The following is an 18565-nucleotide window of genomic DNA, read 5'->3' on the forward strand; positions in this document are numbered from 1 at the left end:
GTGGCCGTTCGACGGCCCGGGGGCTACCAGTCCAGCGCGGCGGCCGACGTGGACTGCCAGTACGTGACGAACGCCGAGCTGTCCACGTACACGCCCCCGGCGGGCAGCTTCGGCTTGGTCATGCTGCCGGCGCCGCCGTTCATCGCGCGGTTGGAGAAGAGCACCCCGAGCTTCTTGGTCTTGAAGCCGTCGGTGCCCTCGGGGGACTCCGTGCGGATGCCCGCGTACGCCGACTTGCCCGGCTTCAGGGTGACCACGGCCTGCGGCACGCTGTCGCGCAGGACGGAGGTCGCGGCTTGCGACTGGCCGAAGCGCAGGAACGGGGCGTGGTAGGCGTAACAGGTCTTGGTGCCGGTGTTCTTGGCCCGCAGGAGCAGGTGGTTCACGGGGCGGTCGACCTTCTTCACCGTCACCTTGGTGTTGGCGGCCGTGCAGGTGACCGGGGCCGCCTCGGCGCCGGTGCCGCTCGCGGCCGCGCTGCCCGCGAAGGCCGGGACGGAGAGGGCCGCGGTCAGGGCGAGGGCGGTGGTGACGGTGCGGGTGCGGAGAGTGGTGCGCATGGGGTGCCTTCTTCTCTTGGTTCGGGTGTGAGTGTGTGGAGTCGGTCGGGATTCGGGGTGGTGGTACGTCAGGACGGCGGTACGCCAGGACGCTGGTGCTTCAGGACGTGAGCGCGTCCGCCGAGTCGCTCACCCAGTACGTGACGCGCAGCTTGTCGTCGATGTGCACGCCCCGGGCCTGGAGCGCCGCGTCGGTGAACTTGTCGCTGCCCTGGAAGCCGATCTGGAGGCTCTGCGCGGTGCGGCCCTCGCCGCCGCTGCCGTCGCCCGCCGAGAGGATCGCGGCCGCGTAGCCCTTGGCTCCCGGCTTGAGCGAGGTGACCGCCTGCGGCTTGCTGTCCTCGATGACCGGCGGCACCGACTGGGCGCCGTCGAACTTGAGGATCGGATAGCCGTTCAGGTCGCACATCTTGGAGCCGGTGTTGGTGATCGTGATCAGCATGTAGTTGAGGGGGCGGGACACCGGCGTCGCGGCGGCCGAGGTGTTGTCGGCGGTGCACGGGACGCGGTTCGCGGGGTCGTCCGGATCGGAACCCGCGCCGCCGCCCGTGTTCTCGCCGGCGCCGGACGAGCCGGAGCCCTCGCTGCCGGAGCCGCCGGAGCCGCCGCCGGAATCGGTGCCGCCGAGCGCCTCCCCCGACTCGCTCTTCCCCTTGCCCGCGGAGGAATCCTCGGCGGTGGACGAGGAGTTCGCGGCGCCTTCGTCCCGCGTTCCGGACGCGTCGTCGTTGCCGCAGGCGGTGAGCGAGAGCGCGGCGATGGCGAGCGTCGCGGCGGCGAACAGGCGAGTACGGGGGCGGCGGGCGGAGGCAGGCATGGGTGATCTCTTCCTTCGGGAATGTGACCGGAGCGACGTGCGCCGCTCCGAGGACTTGGCGGGGGCGGCGTGCTTGGATGACCCAAGCTTGTGCGGCGTGTTGTCCCGGTGGCCAGAGCGGCTGGACAACGAGGGACACTGGAACGCTCGCACCGGCTGTGACCTGCGGGAACAGGGGTTCCTTGGAACGGTCGGCTGGAATGGCGGACAGGGGTGGAGGAAGCGTGGGGTCGGGTGATCTCGCGGCGCTGCTGCGGGAATTGAAGGACCGGTCGGGGCTCAGCTACGGAGTCCTCGCCAAACGGCTGCATGTGAGTACGTCGACACTGCACCGGTACGTGAACGGCACCGCCGTGCCGACGGAGTTCGCGCCGGTCGAGCGCCTCGGCAGACTCTGCAAGGCCAGCCCCGACGAGCTGGTGGAGCTGCACCGGCGGTGGATCGTGGCGGATGTGTCGCGGGGGCGGAAGCCCGAGGGGGCCGCGGGGGCCGCAGAGGCTGAAGGGGCTGCTGCGGGGGCTGAGGTTTCTGGGGCTGCTGAGTTCGCCGGGGCCGACGAGGCACGTGAGCCCGTCGCGGCCGACGAGCCTGTCGAGCCCGTGGAGGCCGTCGAGCCCGCGGAGGCCACCGCCCCCACCGAAGCCGCCGCCGCATTCCGGCCCGACCCGCCCGACCCGGACCCCGACCCCCACCCCGAACCCGAGCTCTCCCCCGTCTCCCGCACCCCCGCCCCCGGCACCCCCGCCACCCGGGCACGCCGAGGCGGCCGCCTGTCCCGCCTGCGCCGCCGCCAGCTCGCCGTCGTCGGTGCCGTCGGCGTCGTCCTCGCCCTCGGCGGCACCGCGCTCGCGCTGCAGAACGCGTCCGGCGGCTCGGACGGCGGGCACGACAAGGCAGTCGACCGGACCCTGCCCACGGCGGACGAGGCTCCGTCCGGGACGGGGCGGAACCCGGACAAGAAGCCGTCCGCCACACCCTCCGCCAAGGAGGACCCGGACGACAAGGGCAAGAAGGGCGACAAGGACAAGGCGAAAGGGAAGGGCGAGGGGAGCGAAGGGAAGGACGACCGGGACAAGGGCGGCCCGTCCTCGGGCGGCGGCCGACCCGGCACCGGCTCGTCCGGCGCCGCGAAGGGCACCCCCGTCACCGCCCGCGTACGCCCCTTCCCCTACTACCCGAACCCGTGCGCCCAGAACTTCCTCATCGACCGGGAACCGGGCGAGGTGCTCCAGCCGCCCTCCGAGCGGGAGGCGCCGACCTGGGTGCGGGCCATGGGCGGGGTCCAGGCCGCCGGCGGGTTCGTCGAGGTCACCCTCCAGGGCACCGGCGAGGACACCGTCGTACTGGAACGCCTCGACGTCGACGTGCGGCGCAAGAGCGCGCCGCTCAAGTGGAACAGCTACCAGTCGGGCAACGGCTGCGGCGGCCCCGTGGGCACGAAGTCCTTCGGCGTCGACCTCGACGCGGCCCATCCCACGGCCGTCCCCAAGGCCGGGCAGCGGAACTTCCCGTACAAGGTGAGCGAGTCCGACCCCGAGGTCTTCTACGTCGAGGTCGACACCAAGAACTACGACGCGCTGTGGTCCCTGAACCTGCAGTGGTCGAGCGGCGGGCGCAGCGGGGTCCTCCGGATCGACGACGCGGGCAAGCCGTTCCGCACCAGCTCGGACCGGGGGCGCCCGGAGTACAAGTGGCCGAACGGTGCCACGAAGTGGAGCAGGGAGGAGCCGCAGACGTCCGACCAGGGCTGAGCGGGCTGCGCCCGGGGCCCGTCGGAGGCCGCGGGGCCGGGGAGACCGGGGCCGTCGTGGAGCCCCGGCGTCCGCATTCCGAAAGGGGTGTCGCGGGCGGCGCTCCCATGTCTACCCTGCCGTGACCCACGTACCGGGAGGGACCCACGATGACCGTCACCAGCCGTGCCACCGCCGCCCCCACGCCGCCGCTCGCCGCGCGTGCCGCCGCGATCGGGGGCTCGCCGGTACGGGACATCCTCGCGGTCACCGCCCGGCCCGAGGTCATCAACTTCGCGGGCGGCCTGCCCGCGCCCGAACTCTTCGACGCGAAGGGGGTCGCCGCCGCGTACCAGGCCGTCCTCGCCGACGCGCCCGGCCGTGCCCTGCAGTACTCGACGACCGAGGGCGAGCCCGCGCTGCGCGGGGCCGTCGCCGAGCGGTACACCGCCCGGGGCCTCGCCACCGGCGCCGACGACATCCTCGTCACCACCGGGTCGCAGCAGGCCCTCTCGCTGCTCGCCACCGCCCTCGTCGAACCCGGCGACACCGTCCTCGTCGAGAACCCCTGCTACCTCGCCGCCCTCCAGGTCTTCGCCTTCGCCGGGGCGCACGTCGTGCCCGTGCCCGGCGACGCCGACGGCGTCGACCCGGAAGCCCTCGACGCGCTCGTCGCCGAGCACCGGGCCAAGCTGCTCTACACCGTGCCCACCTTCCAGAACCCGACCGGGCGGACCCTGCCCCTCGGGCGGCGCACGGCCGTCGCCGAGGTCGCCGCCCGGCGCGGCCTGTGGATCATCGAGGACGACCCTTACGGGGAGCTGCGGTTCGAGGGGGAGCGGGTGCCGTGGATCGCCTCCCGGGCGGGCGGTGAGGACCGGACCGTGGTCCTCGGGAGCTTCTCCAAGGTCATGGCGCCGGGGCTGCGGCTCGGGTGGCTGCGGGCGCCGGCCGCGCTGCGGCGGGCCTGCGCCATCGCCAAGCAGGCCGCCGATCTGCATACGCCCACCGTCAATCAGCTTGCCGCCGCCTGGTACTTGGAGCGGTACGACCTGGACGCGCATGTGGGGCGGGTGGCCGGGGTGTACCGGGAGCGGCGGGACGCGATGCTCGCGGGGCTCGGGGACGCGTTGCCCGCCGGGGCGGAGTGGAATCGGCCCGAGGGCGGGATGTTTCTTTGGGTGCGGCTGCCTGAGGGGTACGACGCGACGGAGCGGTTGCCGGGGGTCGTGGGGCACAACGTGGCCTATGTGCCGGGGGCGCCGTTCTATGGCGGGGCGCCGGACCCGCGGACCCTGCGGCTGTGCTTCGTGACCCAGACGCCCGAGGAGATCGCCGAAGGCCTGCGGCGGCTTCGGGGGGGGCTGTCGTGACAGCCCCCGCCGGGGTGGTTACAGGCGTTCCGGGGTGCGGATGCCCAGGAGGGTCATGCCCTGGTGGAGGGTGCGGGCCGTGAGGTCGCAGAGGAACAGGCGGTTCTCGACCTGGGCCGGGGTGTCCGCCTTGAGGACCGGGCACTGGTCGTAGAACGTCGTGTACAGCGACGCCAGTTGGTACAGGTACGCGGCGAGCTTGTGCGGGGCGTACTCCGCCGTCGCGTCCGCGAGGACCTCGCCGAACGCGTCCAGGTGCAGGCCGAGGGCCCGCTCCGCCGGGGCGAGTGCGACCTCGGCGTGGGCGACGGGGCCCGTGCCCTCGGCCCTGCGCAGGATCGACTTGATGCGGGCGTAGGCGTACTGGAGGTAGACCGACGTGTCGCCGTTGAGGGAGACCATCTGGTCCAGGTCGAACTTGTAGTCGCGGTTCGCCGAGGTGGAGAGGTCGGCGTACTTCACGGCGCCGATGCCGACGTACCGGCCGTTCTCGATGATCTCCTGCTCGGTCAGGCCGACCTTCTCGGCCTTCTCGCGCACGACCGCCGTGGCCCGCTCGACGGCCTCGTCGAGGAGGTCCTCCAGGCGCACCGTCTTGCCCTCACGCGTCTTGAACGGCTTGCCGTCCGCGCCGAGCACCGTGCCGTAGCCCATGTTGTGCGCGGTGACGTCGTCGTTCAGCCAGCCCATCCGGCGGGCCGCCTCGAAGACCATGCGGAAGTGCAGCGACTGGCGTACGTCCACGACGTACAGGAGCGACGTGGCGTGCAGCCCGACGACGCGGTCGCGGATCGCGGAGAGGTCGGAGGCCGCGTACCCGAAGCCGCCGTCGGCCTTCTGCACGATCAGCGGCACCGGCTGGTCGTCCTTGCCGCGGATCTCGTCGAAGAAGACGACGAGCGCGCCGTCGGAGCGGACGGCGACACCGGACTCCTCAAGGAGGCGGGCCGTCTCCGGCATCATGTCGTTGTACGCGGACTCGCCGACGATCTCCTCGTCGCGGACCTCCATGTCCAGCTTCTCGAAGACCGAGTAGAAGTAGACCTTCGACTCGTCCACGAACCGCTGCCACAGGTCGAGGGTCTCCTTGTCGCCGGACTGCAGGGCGACGACCCGCTTGCGGGCCCGCTCCTTGAACGCCTCGTCGGCGTCGAAGACCGCGCGCGAGGCCTTGTAGACCCGGTTCAGGTTCGACATGGCCTGGTCGCCGTCGGTGTCGGTCTCCGGGGACAGCTCGTCGGGGTGCTCGATCAGGTACTGGATGAGCATGCCGAACTGGGTGCCCCAGTCGCCGATGTGGTGGCGGCCGATCGTCTTCTCGCCGGTGAAGTCCAGCATCTGCCGCAGGGCGTCGCCGATCACCGCGGAGCGCAGGTGGCCGACGTGCATCTCCTTGGCCACGTTCGGCTGGGCGTAGTCGATGACCGTCGTGCCCGGCTCGTCCTTGAGCGGCACGCCGAGGCGGTCGCCGTCGGCGGCGCGGGCGGCGAGGGTCTCGGTGATCGCCCGGTCGGTGACCGTGACGTTCAGGAAGCCGGGGCCCGACACCTCGACGTCGGCCAGCAGGTCACCGTTGGTGATCTTCTCGACGACCTGCGTGGCCAGGTCCCGCGGGTTGGCCTTCGCCTTCTTCGCGAGCGCGAGGATGCCGTTGGCCTGGAAGTCCGCCCGGTCGCTGCGTCGCAGCAGCGGGTCCGCGGGGGCGGCCTCCGGCAGGGCTGCCGAGAGGGCGTCCGCGAGACGCTGGTGGACGGATGCGGCGAGGGACGTGACCGGGGCCATGAGCTTCCGTTCTGGTAAATGGCGTGCATCAGGGTGAGCGTCAAGTGTCCCATGGGGAGGGACGCCGGTTCGCCTCCATACTGCGTCTTCCCGGGGGATGACCCCCGGACCCCCAGCCGGAAAAGCAGGTCGGTCAGCCGCGCTGGGCGCAACCCCGGACCGAGTCCTTCCGTCTGGGACAATGGCTTACGCCAGATTCCCTGAATCCCGAGGAACAAGAGGACGTGCCGATCGTGGCTCAGAGCACCGATACCACCGACTGGGTCTCCCGCTACGCGGACGAGGTCATCGCCGAGTCGGAGCGTCGTGCCCCGGGCAAACCGGTTACGGTCGCCTCCGGCCTGTCCCCCTCCGGCCCCATCCACCTGGGCAATCTGCGCGAGGTCATGACCCCGCACCTGGTCGCCGACGAGATCCGCCGCCGCGGCCACCAGGTCCGGCACCTGATCTCCTGGGACGACTACGACCGGTACCGCAAGGTCCCGGCCGGCGTCCCGGGCGTCGACGAGTCCTGGGCCGAGCACATCGGCAGGCCGCTGACGTCGGTGCCCGCGCCCGCGGGGTCGGCGTACGCGAACTGGGCCGAGCACTTCAAGGCCGCGATGGCCGCGTCCCTGGCCGACCTCGGCGTCGAGTTCGACGGCATCAGCCAGACCGAGCAGTACACCTCGGGGGCGTACCGCGAGCAGATCCTGCACGCGATGCGGCACCGCGCCGACATCGACGCGATCCTCGACCAGTACCGCACCAAGAAGGACCCGGCCAAGGGCAAGAAGCAGCAGAAGCCCGCCGACGAGGCCGAGCTGGAGGCCGCGGAGGGCTCCGGCGCGGCCAGCGAGGACGACGGCAGCGGCGGCTCCAGCGGGTACTTCCCGTACAAGCCCTACTGCGGCCAGTGCGGCAAGGACCTGACCACCGTCACCTCCTACGACGACGACTCCACGGAGCTGGCCTACGTCTGCACGGCGTGCGGCTTCGAGGAGACCGTGCGGCTGAGCGAGTTCAACCGCGGCAAGCTGGTCTGGAAGGTCGACTGGCCGATGCGCTGGGCCTACGAGGGCGTGATCTTCGAGCCGTCCGGCGTGGACCACTCCTCGCCCGGCTCGTCGTTCGTCGTCGGCGGGCAGATCGTGCGGCAGATCTTCGACGGGGTGCAGCCGATCGGCCCCATGTACGCCTTCGTGGGCATCAGCGGCATGGCCAAGATGTCCTCGTCGCGCGGTGGCGTGCCCACCCCGGCCGACGCCCTGAAGATCATGGAAGCGCCGCTGCTGCGCTGGCTGTACGCCCGCCGCAGGCCCAACCAGTCCTTCAAGATCGCCTTCGACCAGGAGATCCAGCGGCTCTACGACGAGTGGGACAAGCTCGCCGCGAAGGTCGCCGACGGCTCCGCGCTGCCCGCCGACGCCGCCGCGTACACGCGCGCCGTGGGCACCGCCGCCGGACCGCTGCCGACGACGGCGCACCCGCTGCCGTACCGCACGCTCGCCTCCGTCGCCGACATCACCGCCGGGGCCGAGGACCAGACGCTGCGCATCCTGTCCGAGCTGGACCCGGCCGACCCGCTGGCCTCCCTCGACGAGGCGCGGCCCCGGCTCGACAAGGCCGAGGCCTGGATCAACACGCACGTCCCGGCCGACCAGCGCACGGTCGTGCGGGACGAGCCCGACAAGGAACTGCTCGGCTCCCTCGACGAGGAGGGCCGCGAGTCGCTGCGGCTGCTCCTGGACGGCCTGGACTCGCACTGGTCCCTGGACGGCCTGACCCACCTCGTCTACGGCGTCCCCAAGGTCCGCGCGGGCTTCGCCGCCGACGCCGGGCCCAAGGAGCTGCCGCCGGAGATCAAGACGGCCCAGCGGACGTTCTTCGCGCTCCTGTACCACCTGCTCGTGAGCCGGGACACCGGGCCGCGCCTGCCCACGCTGCTGCTCGCGGTGGGGGCGGAGCGGGTGCGCAAGCTGCTCGGCGCCTAGGGGATACGCCTGGGGGCGCTCAGGCACAGAGCGAAGGGGGCGGGTCCGTTTCGGACCCGCCCCCTTTCGCGCGCTGCCGCCCTGTGCATCCTTCGGACTACCCCGGATTCGGCCCCGGGCACGACGTCATGGCAGGTCGAGCCGGTGATCCTTGATGCATGAAGGAAATCATCAGCATCATCGGCTGGGTCGTCGGAGTGCAGGGCGGGCTCGGGCTCGCGGGACGCCTCTTCGGGGAGAACCCCTGGGGCCTGATCCACAAGTGGTGGGACGTGCCCACCGCCGGGTACGCCGTGCTGCTCGCCGTCGGAGCCGCGCTGGCCTTCTACGGGGAGCAGGGCAGGACGCGGGCCCGGCGCTAGGGGCCGTCGGCCGCGGCACCGGTCGGCGCGGCCGGTCGGCTAGGAGCGTCGCCTGCGTCGTACGACGAGGAAGGTGCCCGCGGCGGCCACGGCGACCGCGCCCGCTGTGACGGCGACGACGGTCGTCGTGTGCGACTCCTCGTCGGCCCGGGCCTCCTCGACGCACCGGGAGCCGTCGGCCGACCCGCCCGCCTCGACGGTCACCTTTCCGGCCTTCGTGTCCTCGCCGGGGTGCACCGGCTCGGCGAAACGGACGGTGTAGGTGCCGGGTTCGGCGTCGCAGCGGACCGTGGCGTGCGCCTCCAGCGAGACCTTGCCCGTGGACTCCAGCTCCACCGCCCCCGTGAACGCCTCGGACCGCACGGTCGCGCCGTCGTCGAGCTCCGGGTTCACCGTCGACAGCTTGACCCGGCCGCCGGGCGGTACCGAGCCCGGCGCGACGGTCAGTTCGCCATTTCCGTCCGAATCCGCGACAGCGCCCGGAATGGCCGCCAGGGAAAGCGCGAGCGTGAAAGCTCCGACGGCGGCGTATTTGCGTGTCATAGGATGCAGTCCTCAGGTTCGGACAACCGGAGTTGATTCCGGGTCGCAGGATCCGTTCGTCGCGATCCTACCCAGGGGGGTTTCCGCGCGGCCATTTGACCACGGCCGCGCGGCTATTCGGAACGTGCGCGAGTCCGTGCCGGGCGAGGTGTCCAAAACCCAGTAACAGAAGGTTTGTTGTGCGTATTTCTCGTCGGCTCCGTACGGTCGCCGTGGGGGTGGGTGGCGTATTGCTCGCCGCGCTGGCGACCACCGCATCCGCTGCGGAGAGCAAGGAACAATGGACGGTTGAGGCCGCGGAGGACTTCTGGACGTCCGCGCGCATGGAGTCGGCGACCCCGCCGCCGGCCGCCGAGGGCGGGACGCCGGGCGGCGCCGACACCGGGGCCGCGAAGCGCGGCGCCCGCGCCTTCGGCCCCGCGCGGTACGCGGCGAGCTCCGAGACGTACTACGAAGGCTCCAAGACCATAGGCGTGCTCTACTACGTCGACAACGGCATGGCCTCGCACCACTGCACGGCCAGTGTCGTGCACAGCCCCAAGGGCAATGTGATCCTCACCGCCGGGCACTGCGGAAACGGCAGCAAGTACGCCTTCGTGCCGCAGTACCGCACCGGTAAGCCCGCGTCCCGACAGCCCCACGGGATATGGGCGATCGACCGGGTCTTCAAGGACCCGCGGCACACCGACACCGGCCCCGGCTCGAACCTCGACTTCGCCTTCGCGACCGTCAGGCCCGACAAGCTCGGCCGCCAGGTCGAGCAGGTCACCGGCGCCAACACCCTCACGCGGACACCCTCGTACGACGTGCGGGTCGACGTCATCGGCTATCCACGGGTGAGGCACGACCCCAAGGACCAGGCGATCAAGTGCCGCACGAGGACCACGCGGCTGACCGGGTACAAGCAACTGCGCATGAAGTGCGGCGGGTTCCACGGCGGCACGTCCGGCAGCCCCTGGCTGCTGAACTACGACGAGAGGACGAAGACCGGCCAGGTCGTCGGCAATCTCGGCGGTGTGGGCGGCGGCGGAGCCACCTCCGACGTCTCCTACAGCCCGTACTACGACAACGAGGTGTTCAAGCTCTACAAGGACGCCGTCGACAACGTCGCCGCGGTCAAGCGCCCGCCGCTGCCGTACAGCCCCGGCACCGGCGAGACCTGGCAGCACGCCAAGCAGATGGCCTCCGGCGACTACACCGGTGACGGGAAGGCCGACCTGCTCGTCGTGTGGGCCGACGGCGAGGTCACCCTCTACACCGGCAACGGCAAGGGCGGGTTCTCCGGCGAACGGCGGCTCAAGGCCGCCAACAGCACCTGGAAGCACGCCACGACCATCACCGGCGGCGACTTCACCGGCACCAAACGCTCCGACCTCATGGTGCGCTGGTCCGACGGCGAGGTCACCCTCCACCCGGACGTGAGCCCCACCGGATTCGGCCGGGAGATCAAGCTCGCCGCCCCCCAGTCCGTCTGGAAGCACGCCGGCCAGATCACCGCGGGCCGCTTCACCGCCAACAAGCGGACCGACGACGTCGTCGTGCGCTGGAGCGACGGCGAGGTCACCCTCTACGGCGACGTCGGCGGCCGCGGCTTCAAGAAGGAGCACAGGCTCCAGAAGCCCAACGGCACCTGGAAGCACGCCACCCTGCTCACCAGCGGCGACTTCACCGGCACCAAGAACTGGGACGTCATCGTCCGCTGGACCGACGGCGAACGCACCCTCTACCAGGACGTGAGCGCCTCCGGCCTCGGCAAGGAGACGCGGATGCAGGCACCCAACGCCCTGTGGAAGCACGCCAAGGCGATGACCGCGGGCAACTACACCGCCAACGGACGCCCCGACGACCTGATCGTGCGCTGGAGCGACGGGGAGGTCGCGCTCTACGCCGACACCGGCACCAAGCTCGGCGCCGAGCGCAACATCGTTCCGCCGAAGGCACGTTGAGGGGTTCTTGCTGTCCTGTGTGCCGCCCTAGGCCGACTTGAGGCGGCCGACGGCGCCGTACCCCATGATCTCGGTGATCTCGGTGGCGTCGTCCGGGCGCCACTCGAAGAGGGGCACGAGGCCCGGCTCGACGATGTCCATGCCCTCGAAGAACCGCAGCAACTGCTCGATGGTGCGGGGCTGGTACGGCAGGGCGCCGGGCGCGGCCGAATAGACCTCGCACGCCTTGATGATGGACGGCGTGGGGATGTCGTGGCTGAGCATGAGGCAGCTGCCGGGGGCGAGCCGTTCGAGGAGGCGTCCGATGACTCCGTGCGCCTCCTCGTCCGAGAAGTGGCCCAGGACGCTGCTGAAGGTCAGCATCACGGGCTTGCCGAGGTCGAAGCACTCGGCGACATGGCTCATGACGGTGTCGGTGTCGCGCATGTCGGCGTCGATGTAGCTGCTCAGGGGCGGGTCCTGGTAGGCGCCCTGGTGCGCGAGGACGACGGGGTCGTTGTCGACGTACAGCACGCGCGCGTCGGGCTGGTGGCGGCTGACGATCTGGTGGATGTCGGGCTCCAGCGGGAGGCCGGAGCCGAGGTCCAGGTACTGGGTGACGCCCGCGTCGGCGGCGGCCCAGCGGACGGTGCGGCGCAGGAACTGGCGGGCGGAGCGGGCGTCGGCGGTGATGCCGGGGGCTATCGCCTCGACCGCCTCGACGGCCTGCCGGTCGCGCTCGTAGTTGTCCTTGCCGCCCTGTGCGGCGTTCCAGAACCGTGCGCTGCTCACCCCTCCGTCAGCGGCGGCCGACGGCTCGTGGCGGTCTGCGATGTGCTCGCTCATGGGGGGCTCCTCGGCGGTCGTCGAGTGCGGGCGGCAGGGTGCTGGTGCCGTCAACTGCCGTACGACGACCGAGACTTGCCCGCACGTAGGCGACCGTACACCGCGCGATCACCTGCACGAGAGCCAGGTGCCGCCCGCCGACGTGCCCGCGCGGGAACGTCCAGGCGTGTCGATGGCCCGCACTCCGGGCCTCGTAACTGCCCTTTCGATAAACCCACTTGCGCGTCAAATGTATTGCGCCGGAGCCGAAGTCAGTACCCCCGGGGGGAATTCGCGATTACCTGACGGCATGGTGCGACGGGCGTGCGGTCGCGTACGTTCCACAATCCGCCCGTGAGGGGCGTCACTTTACGGAGAATTGAACTGTCACCTGAGGGGCGTTAACGTCTTTCACGCCCATCCCGGATGGTCCAGGCCAATTCGGGAATATGACGATGCACGGGGGGAGGCCGGGCGATGCCATCAGGTTTCGCAGGCCACGAGAGCATCACCGGGCCTCACCTCGTGCGCATACAACGCACTAAGGACTGTACGTGAACCGCAGCGTTCTGCGCTTTCGCACGACTGTGATTTCCACCGTGGCGGCCGGAGCCGTCGCCTTCACCGGCATCGGCGCCGCGCACGCCTCCGAGGCACCCGAGGCCCGCACCACGGCCGGGGACGCCGACACCGGCACCGTCGGCGAGCCCACCCCCGAGCAGGTCGACGAGCTGGCCCGCTACCTCCAGGCCCTGGAGAACGGCGATGTCCTCAACTCGGCGGGCGAGTTCGACTACGACAAGACCCGCGCCGAGTTCGGCGCGGAGTTCGCCGACGCGATCCAGGCCAAGATCCGCGGCGACATCCCCGTGGGCGCCTACGGCAGCTACACCTCGTGCCTGCTCAAGGGCGTCGGCCTCGGCGGCCTGGGCGGCGCCACCGCGGCCATCACGGCCAAGCTCAAGAAGAAGCACTTCACGGACGCGGCCAAGCTGATCATCAAGGAGGCCGCCAAGCGCGGGATCAAGGTGGGCGTCAAGGGCGGCGTCGCGGGCCTGGCCGCCTCCCTGGGCACCTACGCGGTCTGGTGCGCCACCCCGTGGGCCTGACGGCCGCGTGCTGAGCCGGCAGCCTGATGATCGGCAACTGGCGGATGCCGAGCCAGTGGTCTGATCGGCGACTGGCGCATGCCGAGCTGGCAGTCTGATCGGAAACCGGCGAAGGGGGCGCGCCCACCGGGCCGCGTCCCCTCCGCCGGATTCCCCCTCGGCCCTCCGCCCCCGGCCTCCCGCTCTCCGCCGAGCGGCCCCGTCAGCCTTCGCCGACCACGGCCCGCAGGTGCGCGAGATACTCCTCGAAGCGGACGCGCCCGTCGTCGGACAGGCGCACGAAAGTGCGGACACGGCGTTCCTGACCGCCGCGCAGCTTGGCCAGCTCCACCACGCCCGCCTCCTCCAGGACCCGCAACTGCCGCGAGAGCTCCGGCGAATCCAGTTCCAGGGCCTCGCACAGGTCGGCGAACGACGCGTTGTGCACGCGCCGCAGCGTGCCGAGGACGGCCAGGCGCACCGGCGAGTGCATCAGCGTGGTCAGCGCCTGCCGATGCTGTCCCCCTTCGCCCATCAGGCCCTCCACCGGGACACCAGGTAGCCCAGCAGGGCCAGCGCGGGAGCCGCGGCGGGGACCACGATGCCGATGGTGGAGTCCGGGGTGTCCCACAGGACGTTGCCCGCAGGAAGGCCCAGCAGGAAACCGGCCGCGATCCCGACACCGCTCTCCAGCCGGGTGTGGGGGCGGCGCAGGGCACGCTCGCGGTGGAAGTAGTTCCAGCCCGCCACCACGGCCAGCCCCGCCAGACACACCGGGATGCCGAGCACGAGCGGCACCCTCTGCTCGGCGGCCACCCACAGGGCGCCGAACAGCGCGAGTGCCGACACCACTCCTCCCACCCGTTCGCCCGCCGGGGCGGGCCGGTTGAGCGCGGGCGCCCGCTCGGCGATGGCGAGCTGGTCGGCGGCGGTCTGTGGGTCCATGCCGGGATCCCCCAAGGTCGTGCGGATCGTTCAGTTGCCACCTTCGCATTCAGTTGGCAAACATGCAACTAAGTGGGTGCCCTGCCGATCTTGCCCCCGACGAACCCACGGCCCGAGCATGGGCCGACCACGTCCGAGAGAAAGGCACGCCCACGTGACCGTCGAACTGCGCCACTACCGCGACATCGAAGAGATCCGCCAGACCCTCGTGGACATCCACGTCGAGGTGAGACAGCACGACTTCGGTCTCGTCGGGGACTTCTACAGCGCGGACCGGTTCAACGAACGCCTGTCCCGCCACCGTTCGGCCCCCGACTGGAAAGCCGTCGTCGGCTACGCGGACGGCGAGCCCGTCGGCTTCGCGTACTGCGCGCCCCTGGGACCCCACACCCGCTGGTGGGCGGCGATGACCACGCCCCTGCCCGAGGGATACACCGAGGAGGACGGCACCCGCACGCTCGTCCTCAACGAAATCGTCGTACGCCGCGCATGGCGGGGCAGAGGCGTCGCCGGCCGACTCCACGAAGACCTGCTCAAGGGCCGCTCCGAGCAGCGGGTGGCACTGCTGGTCAACCCGAAGGCGGGCGACGGGAAAGTCCAGGCCCGCTACGAGCAGTGGGGGTACGAGAAGGTCGGCGAGCAGCAGCCCTTCCCCGACTCCCCGGTATTCGCCGCCATGGTGCGCGCCCTGCCCTGACCCCGCTACGCGATGTGCTCGGCGTCCTCGTCGAGGGAGCGCTGGTAGCGGTCGCGGAAGCCCCGAAGGTACGGGCGCAGCGTGCTCTCCGTCAGCGGGCCGCCGGACTGGCCCGTCACGCCGTACAGATCCATCAGATACAGGCTGAACTGGCGGGCGTTGGGATAGTCGCCCATCTCGCTGACGTACTTGCGGAAGGCGTTGAAGTACGCCTCCTCGCGGGTCATGTCGTCGGGGAGGCCCGAGCCTTCCGCCGCGGCGGGCTCGGGCAGGGGCTCCGCCTCGGGCGCGGGCTCGGGAGCCTGCTCCTCGCGCGGGCCTGGGATCAGATGCGCGCCCCCCGCCAGCGGCCGGGTGCGGCCGGGGCCCGCCGGAACACGGAAGCCCGAGCCGTCGTCGACCACCTCGGCCCGCTGGTCGTGCGCCTGCGGGTCGTGCGCCTGCTCGGCCCGCGCCTGCTGCTCAGAGAGCTGCTGCTCGTAGACCTGCCGGTCATAGGCCTGCTGATCGGCGTACTGCTGCTGCTCGTACGCCAACTGCTCGCCATAGTCCTGCTGCTGGGCCTGCTCCTCGTACCACTCGTCGTACGGGGCCTCCGGGTCGTACGACACCGGGCCGTCGGCGTACTGCTGCGGCGGCTGCGGGGCCGCGAACCACGGGCTCACATGGGCGCCGGGCTGCTGCTCGCCGGGGCCCGGGGGCTCCTCGGCGTGCGGGTGCTCCTCGGGGGCGGGCTCCGGGTCGGGCTGTGCCGCCGGGGCGGGCTGTGCCTCCGGGCGGGGCTGTGCCTCCGGGAGGGGGCGGGGCTCCGGGGACGGGTCCTTCGTCAGGGCCGCGGGCGTCGCGGGCTCGGCCTTCGTCAGCTCCGGCTTGTGGGGCGCGGCCTGAACGGGCGGCAGGACGGGCGGCTCGATCCCGGCCGCCGCGAGGCCCGCGGGAGCCGTCTCCGCGAGCGGGACGCCGTAGCGGGCCAGGCGCAGCGGCATCAACGACTCCACCGGGGCCTTGCGGCGCCAGCTCCGGCCGAAGCGGGAGCGGAGGCGGGCCTGATAGACCAGACGCTCCTGTTCCAGCTTGATCACCTGGTCGTACGAGCGCAGCTCCCACAGCTTCATGCGGCGCCACAGCAGGAACGTCGGCACGGGGGAGAGCAGCCAGCGCGTCATGCGCACGCCCTCCATGTGCTTGTCCGCCGTGATGTCCGCGATCCGCCCGATCGCGTGCCGGGCCGCCTCGACCGCGACCACGAACAGCACCGGGATGACGGCGTGCATCCCGACACCCAGCGGGTCCGGCCAGGCCGCCGCGCCGTTGAAGGCGATGGTGGCCGCCGTGAGCAGCCACGCCGTCTGGCGAAGGAGCGGGAAGGGGATCCTGATCCAGGTCAGCAGGAGGTCGAGCGCCAGCAGGACGCAGATGCCCGCGTCGATGCCGATGGGGAAGACCATCGAGAAGGTGCCGAAGCCCTTCTTCTCGGCCAACTCCCGCACGGCCGCGTACGACCCCGCGAAGCCGATCCCGGCGATGACGACCGCACCGAAGACGACGACCCCGATGAGTATCCGGTGCGTACGTGTCAGCTGCATCGCGGCCACCCGCGAACCCCTCCCTGTCCATGCCCGTCCGGCTGTCCCAGTCCGGCGTGTTGCGAGCGACAGCCTGGCACATGTGTGCGTGCGCCTGTGTGCCGGTACGGCAGCCGAGGCGTGAGCGGGCACGGCAGGAGCCCGGCCGCGTGGGCGGCCGGGCTCCGGTAACTCCAGGGCGTGAGCGCCGAGTTGGGCTCATCCCCTCGCGCGCGAGGGGGCTCGGGCCACTGACTCTCGGGCTACTCGCTCGCGGGCTAGCTCTTGGGCTTCGCGTCGGTCTTCGGCTTCGCGCCGGAGCCGTCGGAGGCCTTATCGTCCTTCGCGGCCTTGTCGCCCTTGTCGTCCTCAGAGGTCTTGCCGTCCTTGGGAGCGCCGGAGGACTTGTCCGCGCCACCCGCCTTGTTCGCCGCCACGACCGCCGCGACGGCCTCCTTCGCGGCCTTCTGCGTGTCCTTCGCGAGGGCCGCCTCGTCCGGGGACTTGTCACCCGCGAGACCGGCGCCGTTGTAGTCGACCGTGACGACGGCGTTCTCCACGCGGGCCACGAGCGTCTGCTGCTTGAAGGTGTCCTTCTCCTTCTTGACGTCGTAGCTCACCAGCGTCGCCTGGTCGCCCACGCCCGGCACCGGAGTGGTCTTGACGCCCTTGGCGTCCTTGGCCGCCTGGGCGTCGGTGACCTGCTTCGCGAAGTTGCCCTGGGCGCGCTTGGCGCCGCTGCCGAGGGACTGGTCGGACTCGAAGCGGTTCAGCGAGACACGCAGCCAGCGGAACTGGGAGCCGTCGACGCCGTTGTTGTCGAGGCTGTCCCACGTGCAGTTGCCGCGCGTGGACACGTCGTCCGACGTACCCGTCTTGCCCGCCTTGTTCTTCGTGGCCGGGACGAGATCGCCGAGGGTCTTCTTCGAGAGCGTGGCGCAGGGCTCGGGCAGCTTGGCGAACGCGGCCTTCTCCACGGTCGCCGCCTTGTCGCCGGAGCCGCCGGAGCCCTCGGACCCGCCGGAGGCGGACGCGGAGGCCTTGTCGCCGCTGTCCTTCTTGTCCCCGTCCGACCCGGAGTCGCTGCTGCAGGCGGAGGCGAAGAGGATCACCGGTACGGCGGCCGCGCCCACCAGAACGCGGGTGAGTCGCTGACGCTGTCGCTGTGCGGGTCGGTGCATGGTTCCTTCACTCGTGTTCGCTCTTGGCGGCCGTGCCGTTCGATGGGGTCGTTGGGCCACCGTACGCGGTGTGCGACGCGGGTGACCCGGCTTCCGGGGAGCCCGTACGCGCTCGGAACAGCCGTCAGCCGTCGAACCTGTCGACCAGGTTTTCCGCCAGTTCGCGCGCGTTGTCCTGCATTTCCTTGGAGTCGGGGACCTCGGTCCTGCGGGCCGGCTGCTCGTCGTACTCCACCGTCACGATCACGTTCGACGTGCGGAACACCACAGTCACAGTGCGCTGCCGGGTCGCCGACGCGGCGGTCGTCAGCACGTCGTCGAGGAACGCCTCGTCGCCGAGGTCGTCCAGGGTGCGCGGCTCGTACCCGGCGGGAGTCCCCTCGTCCGTCACGGCCGAACCGCCGTCCGGCTCGTCGTCGGCCGCGGCGCCGTCGCCCTTCTTCACGGAGGCGTGGGCGGCGGCGGGGGCGCCCTGGGCGCGGGGGGAGCCGCCCGAGCCATCCGATTTGTCCGAGCTGTCCGGCTTGCCCTTGGGGGAGTCGGAGCCCCCCGACCCCTCGGGCTCCTCCGTGTCCTCGCCCTCGTCCGACCCCGACGACGGCGGCTCCGCGATGCCCGCGTCCCGCAGCTTCGTCCGATAGAGCTCCTGCGCCCGGGTGTCGTCGCTGACCGTCCCGTCGTACGACACCACGCGCTCGAAGTCGACCAGCAGATGGTGCGTGGCGTCCGCCGACTCGGTCTTCCAGCGGCAGCCCACGCGCCGGTCGGTGTCGTACGTCACCGTCGGAGAGCCCGCGTACGCCTTCTCGCGCTGCTTGGCGTCCTCGATGTCCTTGATCCCCGGCAGCATCGAGTCGAGCGTCGAGCCGTCGACCGCGCCGCAGGGCTCGGGCAGCGTGCGGTACTTGCCGGGCTCGGCGGCCGCCGTGGAGCTGCCGGAGTCGCCGGACTTGCCGTCGTCGCCCTCGCCGGTCCCCGAGCTGCCGGTGCAGCCGGCGAGCAGTGCCACCAGGAGCGCCGCTGTGCCCGGTACGTAGACCCTCCGCTGCACCGTGCTGGCTCCTCTCGACGTGGACGGGTCCGGCCGACCCGTGCGGGCCGGGCCACCGGGCCTGTCCGGCCTGGTTATTCGGTTGCCGCCGACGGACGGCCGGTGGACACAATGTGTATCGCACGCGCCGCTGTGGATGCCGGTCCGT

At 71.4% G+C, this 18565-nt stretch carries 17 protein-coding genes; 7 read left to right on the top strand and 10 right to left on the bottom strand.

The window, feature by feature from the left end; genetic code table 11:
* Positions 1 to 23: 23 nt before the first annotated feature.
* Positions 24 to 560, bottom strand: a complete 537-nt coding sequence (locus tag ACZ6AA_RS00105; RefSeq protein WP_468450308.1) for a DUF4232 domain-containing protein — start codon at positions 558 to 560, stop codon at positions 24 to 26.
* Positions 561 to 660: 100 nt separating this feature from the next.
* Positions 661 to 1377, bottom strand: a complete 717-nt coding sequence (locus ACZ6AA_RS00110) for a DUF4232 domain-containing protein (RefSeq protein WP_468480307.1) — start codon at positions 1375 to 1377, stop codon at positions 661 to 663.
* Positions 1378 to 1601: 224 nt separating this feature from the next.
* On the opposite strand from ACZ6AA_RS00110, the gene ACZ6AA_RS00115 reads away from it, so the two are divergent.
* Positions 1602 to 3128, top strand: a complete 1527-nt coding sequence (locus ACZ6AA_RS00115; RefSeq protein ID WP_471455644.1) for a helix-turn-helix domain-containing protein — start codon at positions 1602 to 1604, stop codon at positions 3126 to 3128.
* Between the two features lie 149 nt (positions 3129 to 3277).
* A complete protein-coding gene (locus ACZ6AA_RS00120; protein WP_468480309.1) occupies positions 3278 to 4480 on the top strand; it encodes an aminotransferase-like domain-containing protein in 1203 nt (400 codons plus the stop codon).
* A gap of 18 nt (positions 4481 to 4498) precedes the next feature.
* Here ACZ6AA_RS00120 and argS read toward each other — a convergent pair whose 3' ends face one another.
* Positions 4499 to 6262 (bottom strand): arginine--tRNA ligase, encoded by a 1764-nt coding sequence (gene argS, locus ACZ6AA_RS00125; RefSeq protein ID WP_468450316.1) that lies wholly within the window; start codon positions 6260 to 6262, stop codon positions 4499 to 4501.
* Between the two features lie 224 nt (positions 6263 to 6486).
* On the opposite strand from argS, the gene lysS reads away from it, so the two are divergent.
* Both lysS and ACZ6AA_RS00135 read left to right on the top strand, forming a co-directional pair.
* A complete protein-coding gene (gene lysS / locus ACZ6AA_RS00130) occupies positions 6487 to 8235 on the top strand; it encodes a lysine--tRNA ligase (RefSeq protein WP_468480310.1) in 1749 nt (582 codons plus the stop codon).
* A gap of 158 nt (positions 8236 to 8393) precedes the next feature.
* Positions 8394 to 8597 (top strand): hypothetical protein, encoded by a 204-nt coding sequence (locus ACZ6AA_RS00135; RefSeq protein ID WP_468450320.1) that lies wholly within the window; start codon positions 8394 to 8396, stop codon positions 8595 to 8597.
* 39 nt (positions 8598 to 8636) lie between these two features.
* Here the strand turns inward: ACZ6AA_RS00135 and ACZ6AA_RS00140 are convergent, their stop codons facing one another.
* Complete coding sequence (locus tag ACZ6AA_RS00140) at positions 8637 to 9140, bottom strand: hypothetical protein (RefSeq protein ID WP_471455645.1); 504 nt, start codon at positions 9138 to 9140, stop codon at positions 8637 to 8639.
* 218 nt (positions 9141 to 9358) lie between these two features.
* On the opposite strand from ACZ6AA_RS00140, the gene ACZ6AA_RS00145 reads away from it, so the two are divergent.
* A complete protein-coding gene (locus tag ACZ6AA_RS00145; protein WP_471455646.1) occupies positions 9359 to 11086 on the top strand; it encodes a trypsin-like serine peptidase in 1728 nt (575 codons plus the stop codon).
* A 27-nt stretch (positions 11087 to 11113) separates the two neighbouring features.
* Here the strand turns inward: ACZ6AA_RS00145 and ACZ6AA_RS00150 are convergent, their stop codons facing one another.
* Entirely contained in the window at positions 11114 to 11911 is a 798-nt protein-coding gene (locus tag ACZ6AA_RS00150; protein ID WP_468450326.1) for an SAM-dependent methyltransferase, read from the bottom strand.
* Positions 11912 to 12444: 533 nt separating this feature from the next.
* On the opposite strand from ACZ6AA_RS00150, the gene ACZ6AA_RS00155 reads away from it, so the two are divergent.
* A complete protein-coding gene (locus ACZ6AA_RS00155) occupies positions 12445 to 12999 on the top strand; it encodes a hypothetical protein (RefSeq protein WP_468480314.1) in 555 nt (184 codons plus the stop codon).
* 202 nt (positions 13000 to 13201) lie between these two features.
* Here ACZ6AA_RS00155 and ACZ6AA_RS00160 read toward each other — a convergent pair whose 3' ends face one another.
* Both ACZ6AA_RS00160 and ACZ6AA_RS00165 read right to left on the bottom strand, forming a co-directional pair.
* The gene (locus ACZ6AA_RS00160) at positions 13202 to 13513 is read right to left on the bottom strand and encodes a transcriptional regulator (protein ID WP_468450330.1); all 312 of its coding nucleotides are present in this window, start codon (positions 13511 to 13513) and stop codon (positions 13202 to 13204) included.
* Positions 13513 to 13923, bottom strand: coding sequence for a hypothetical protein (locus ACZ6AA_RS00165; protein WP_468450332.1), 411 nt, complete (start codon positions 13921 to 13923; stop codon positions 13513 to 13515). The genes ACZ6AA_RS00160 and ACZ6AA_RS00165 overlap by 1 nt, the downstream gene beginning before the upstream one ends.
* A gap of 154 nt (positions 13924 to 14077) precedes the next feature.
* On the opposite strand from ACZ6AA_RS00165, the gene ACZ6AA_RS00170 reads away from it, so the two are divergent.
* Entirely contained in the window at positions 14078 to 14620 is a 543-nt protein-coding gene (locus tag ACZ6AA_RS00170; protein ID WP_468450334.1) for a GNAT family N-acetyltransferase, read from the top strand.
* A gap of 5 nt (positions 14621 to 14625) precedes the next feature.
* On the opposite strand, the gene ACZ6AA_RS00175 is transcribed toward ACZ6AA_RS00170, so the two are convergent.
* The 3 genes from ACZ6AA_RS00175 to ACZ6AA_RS00185 all read right to left on the bottom strand — a co-directional run bounded on the left by ACZ6AA_RS00175 (position 14626) and on the right by ACZ6AA_RS00185 (position 18417).
* Positions 14626 to 16206: a DUF2637 domain-containing protein gene (locus tag ACZ6AA_RS00175; protein ID WP_471455647.1), complete on the bottom strand. Its 1581-nt coding sequence runs from the start codon at positions 16204 to 16206 to the stop codon at positions 14626 to 14628.
* Positions 16207 to 16463: 257 nt separating this feature from the next.
* A complete protein-coding gene (locus tag ACZ6AA_RS00180) occupies positions 16464 to 17366 on the bottom strand; it encodes a DUF3558 domain-containing protein (RefSeq protein ID WP_468450338.1) in 903 nt (300 codons plus the stop codon).
* 124 nt (positions 17367 to 17490) lie between these two features.
* Positions 17491 to 18417, bottom strand: a complete 927-nt coding sequence (locus tag ACZ6AA_RS00185; RefSeq protein WP_468480316.1) for a DUF3558 domain-containing protein — start codon at positions 18415 to 18417, stop codon at positions 17491 to 17493.
* Positions 18418 to 18565: the final 148 nt, after the last annotated feature.

This window comes from Streptomyces sp. NPDC040610, from assembly GCF_055594065.1.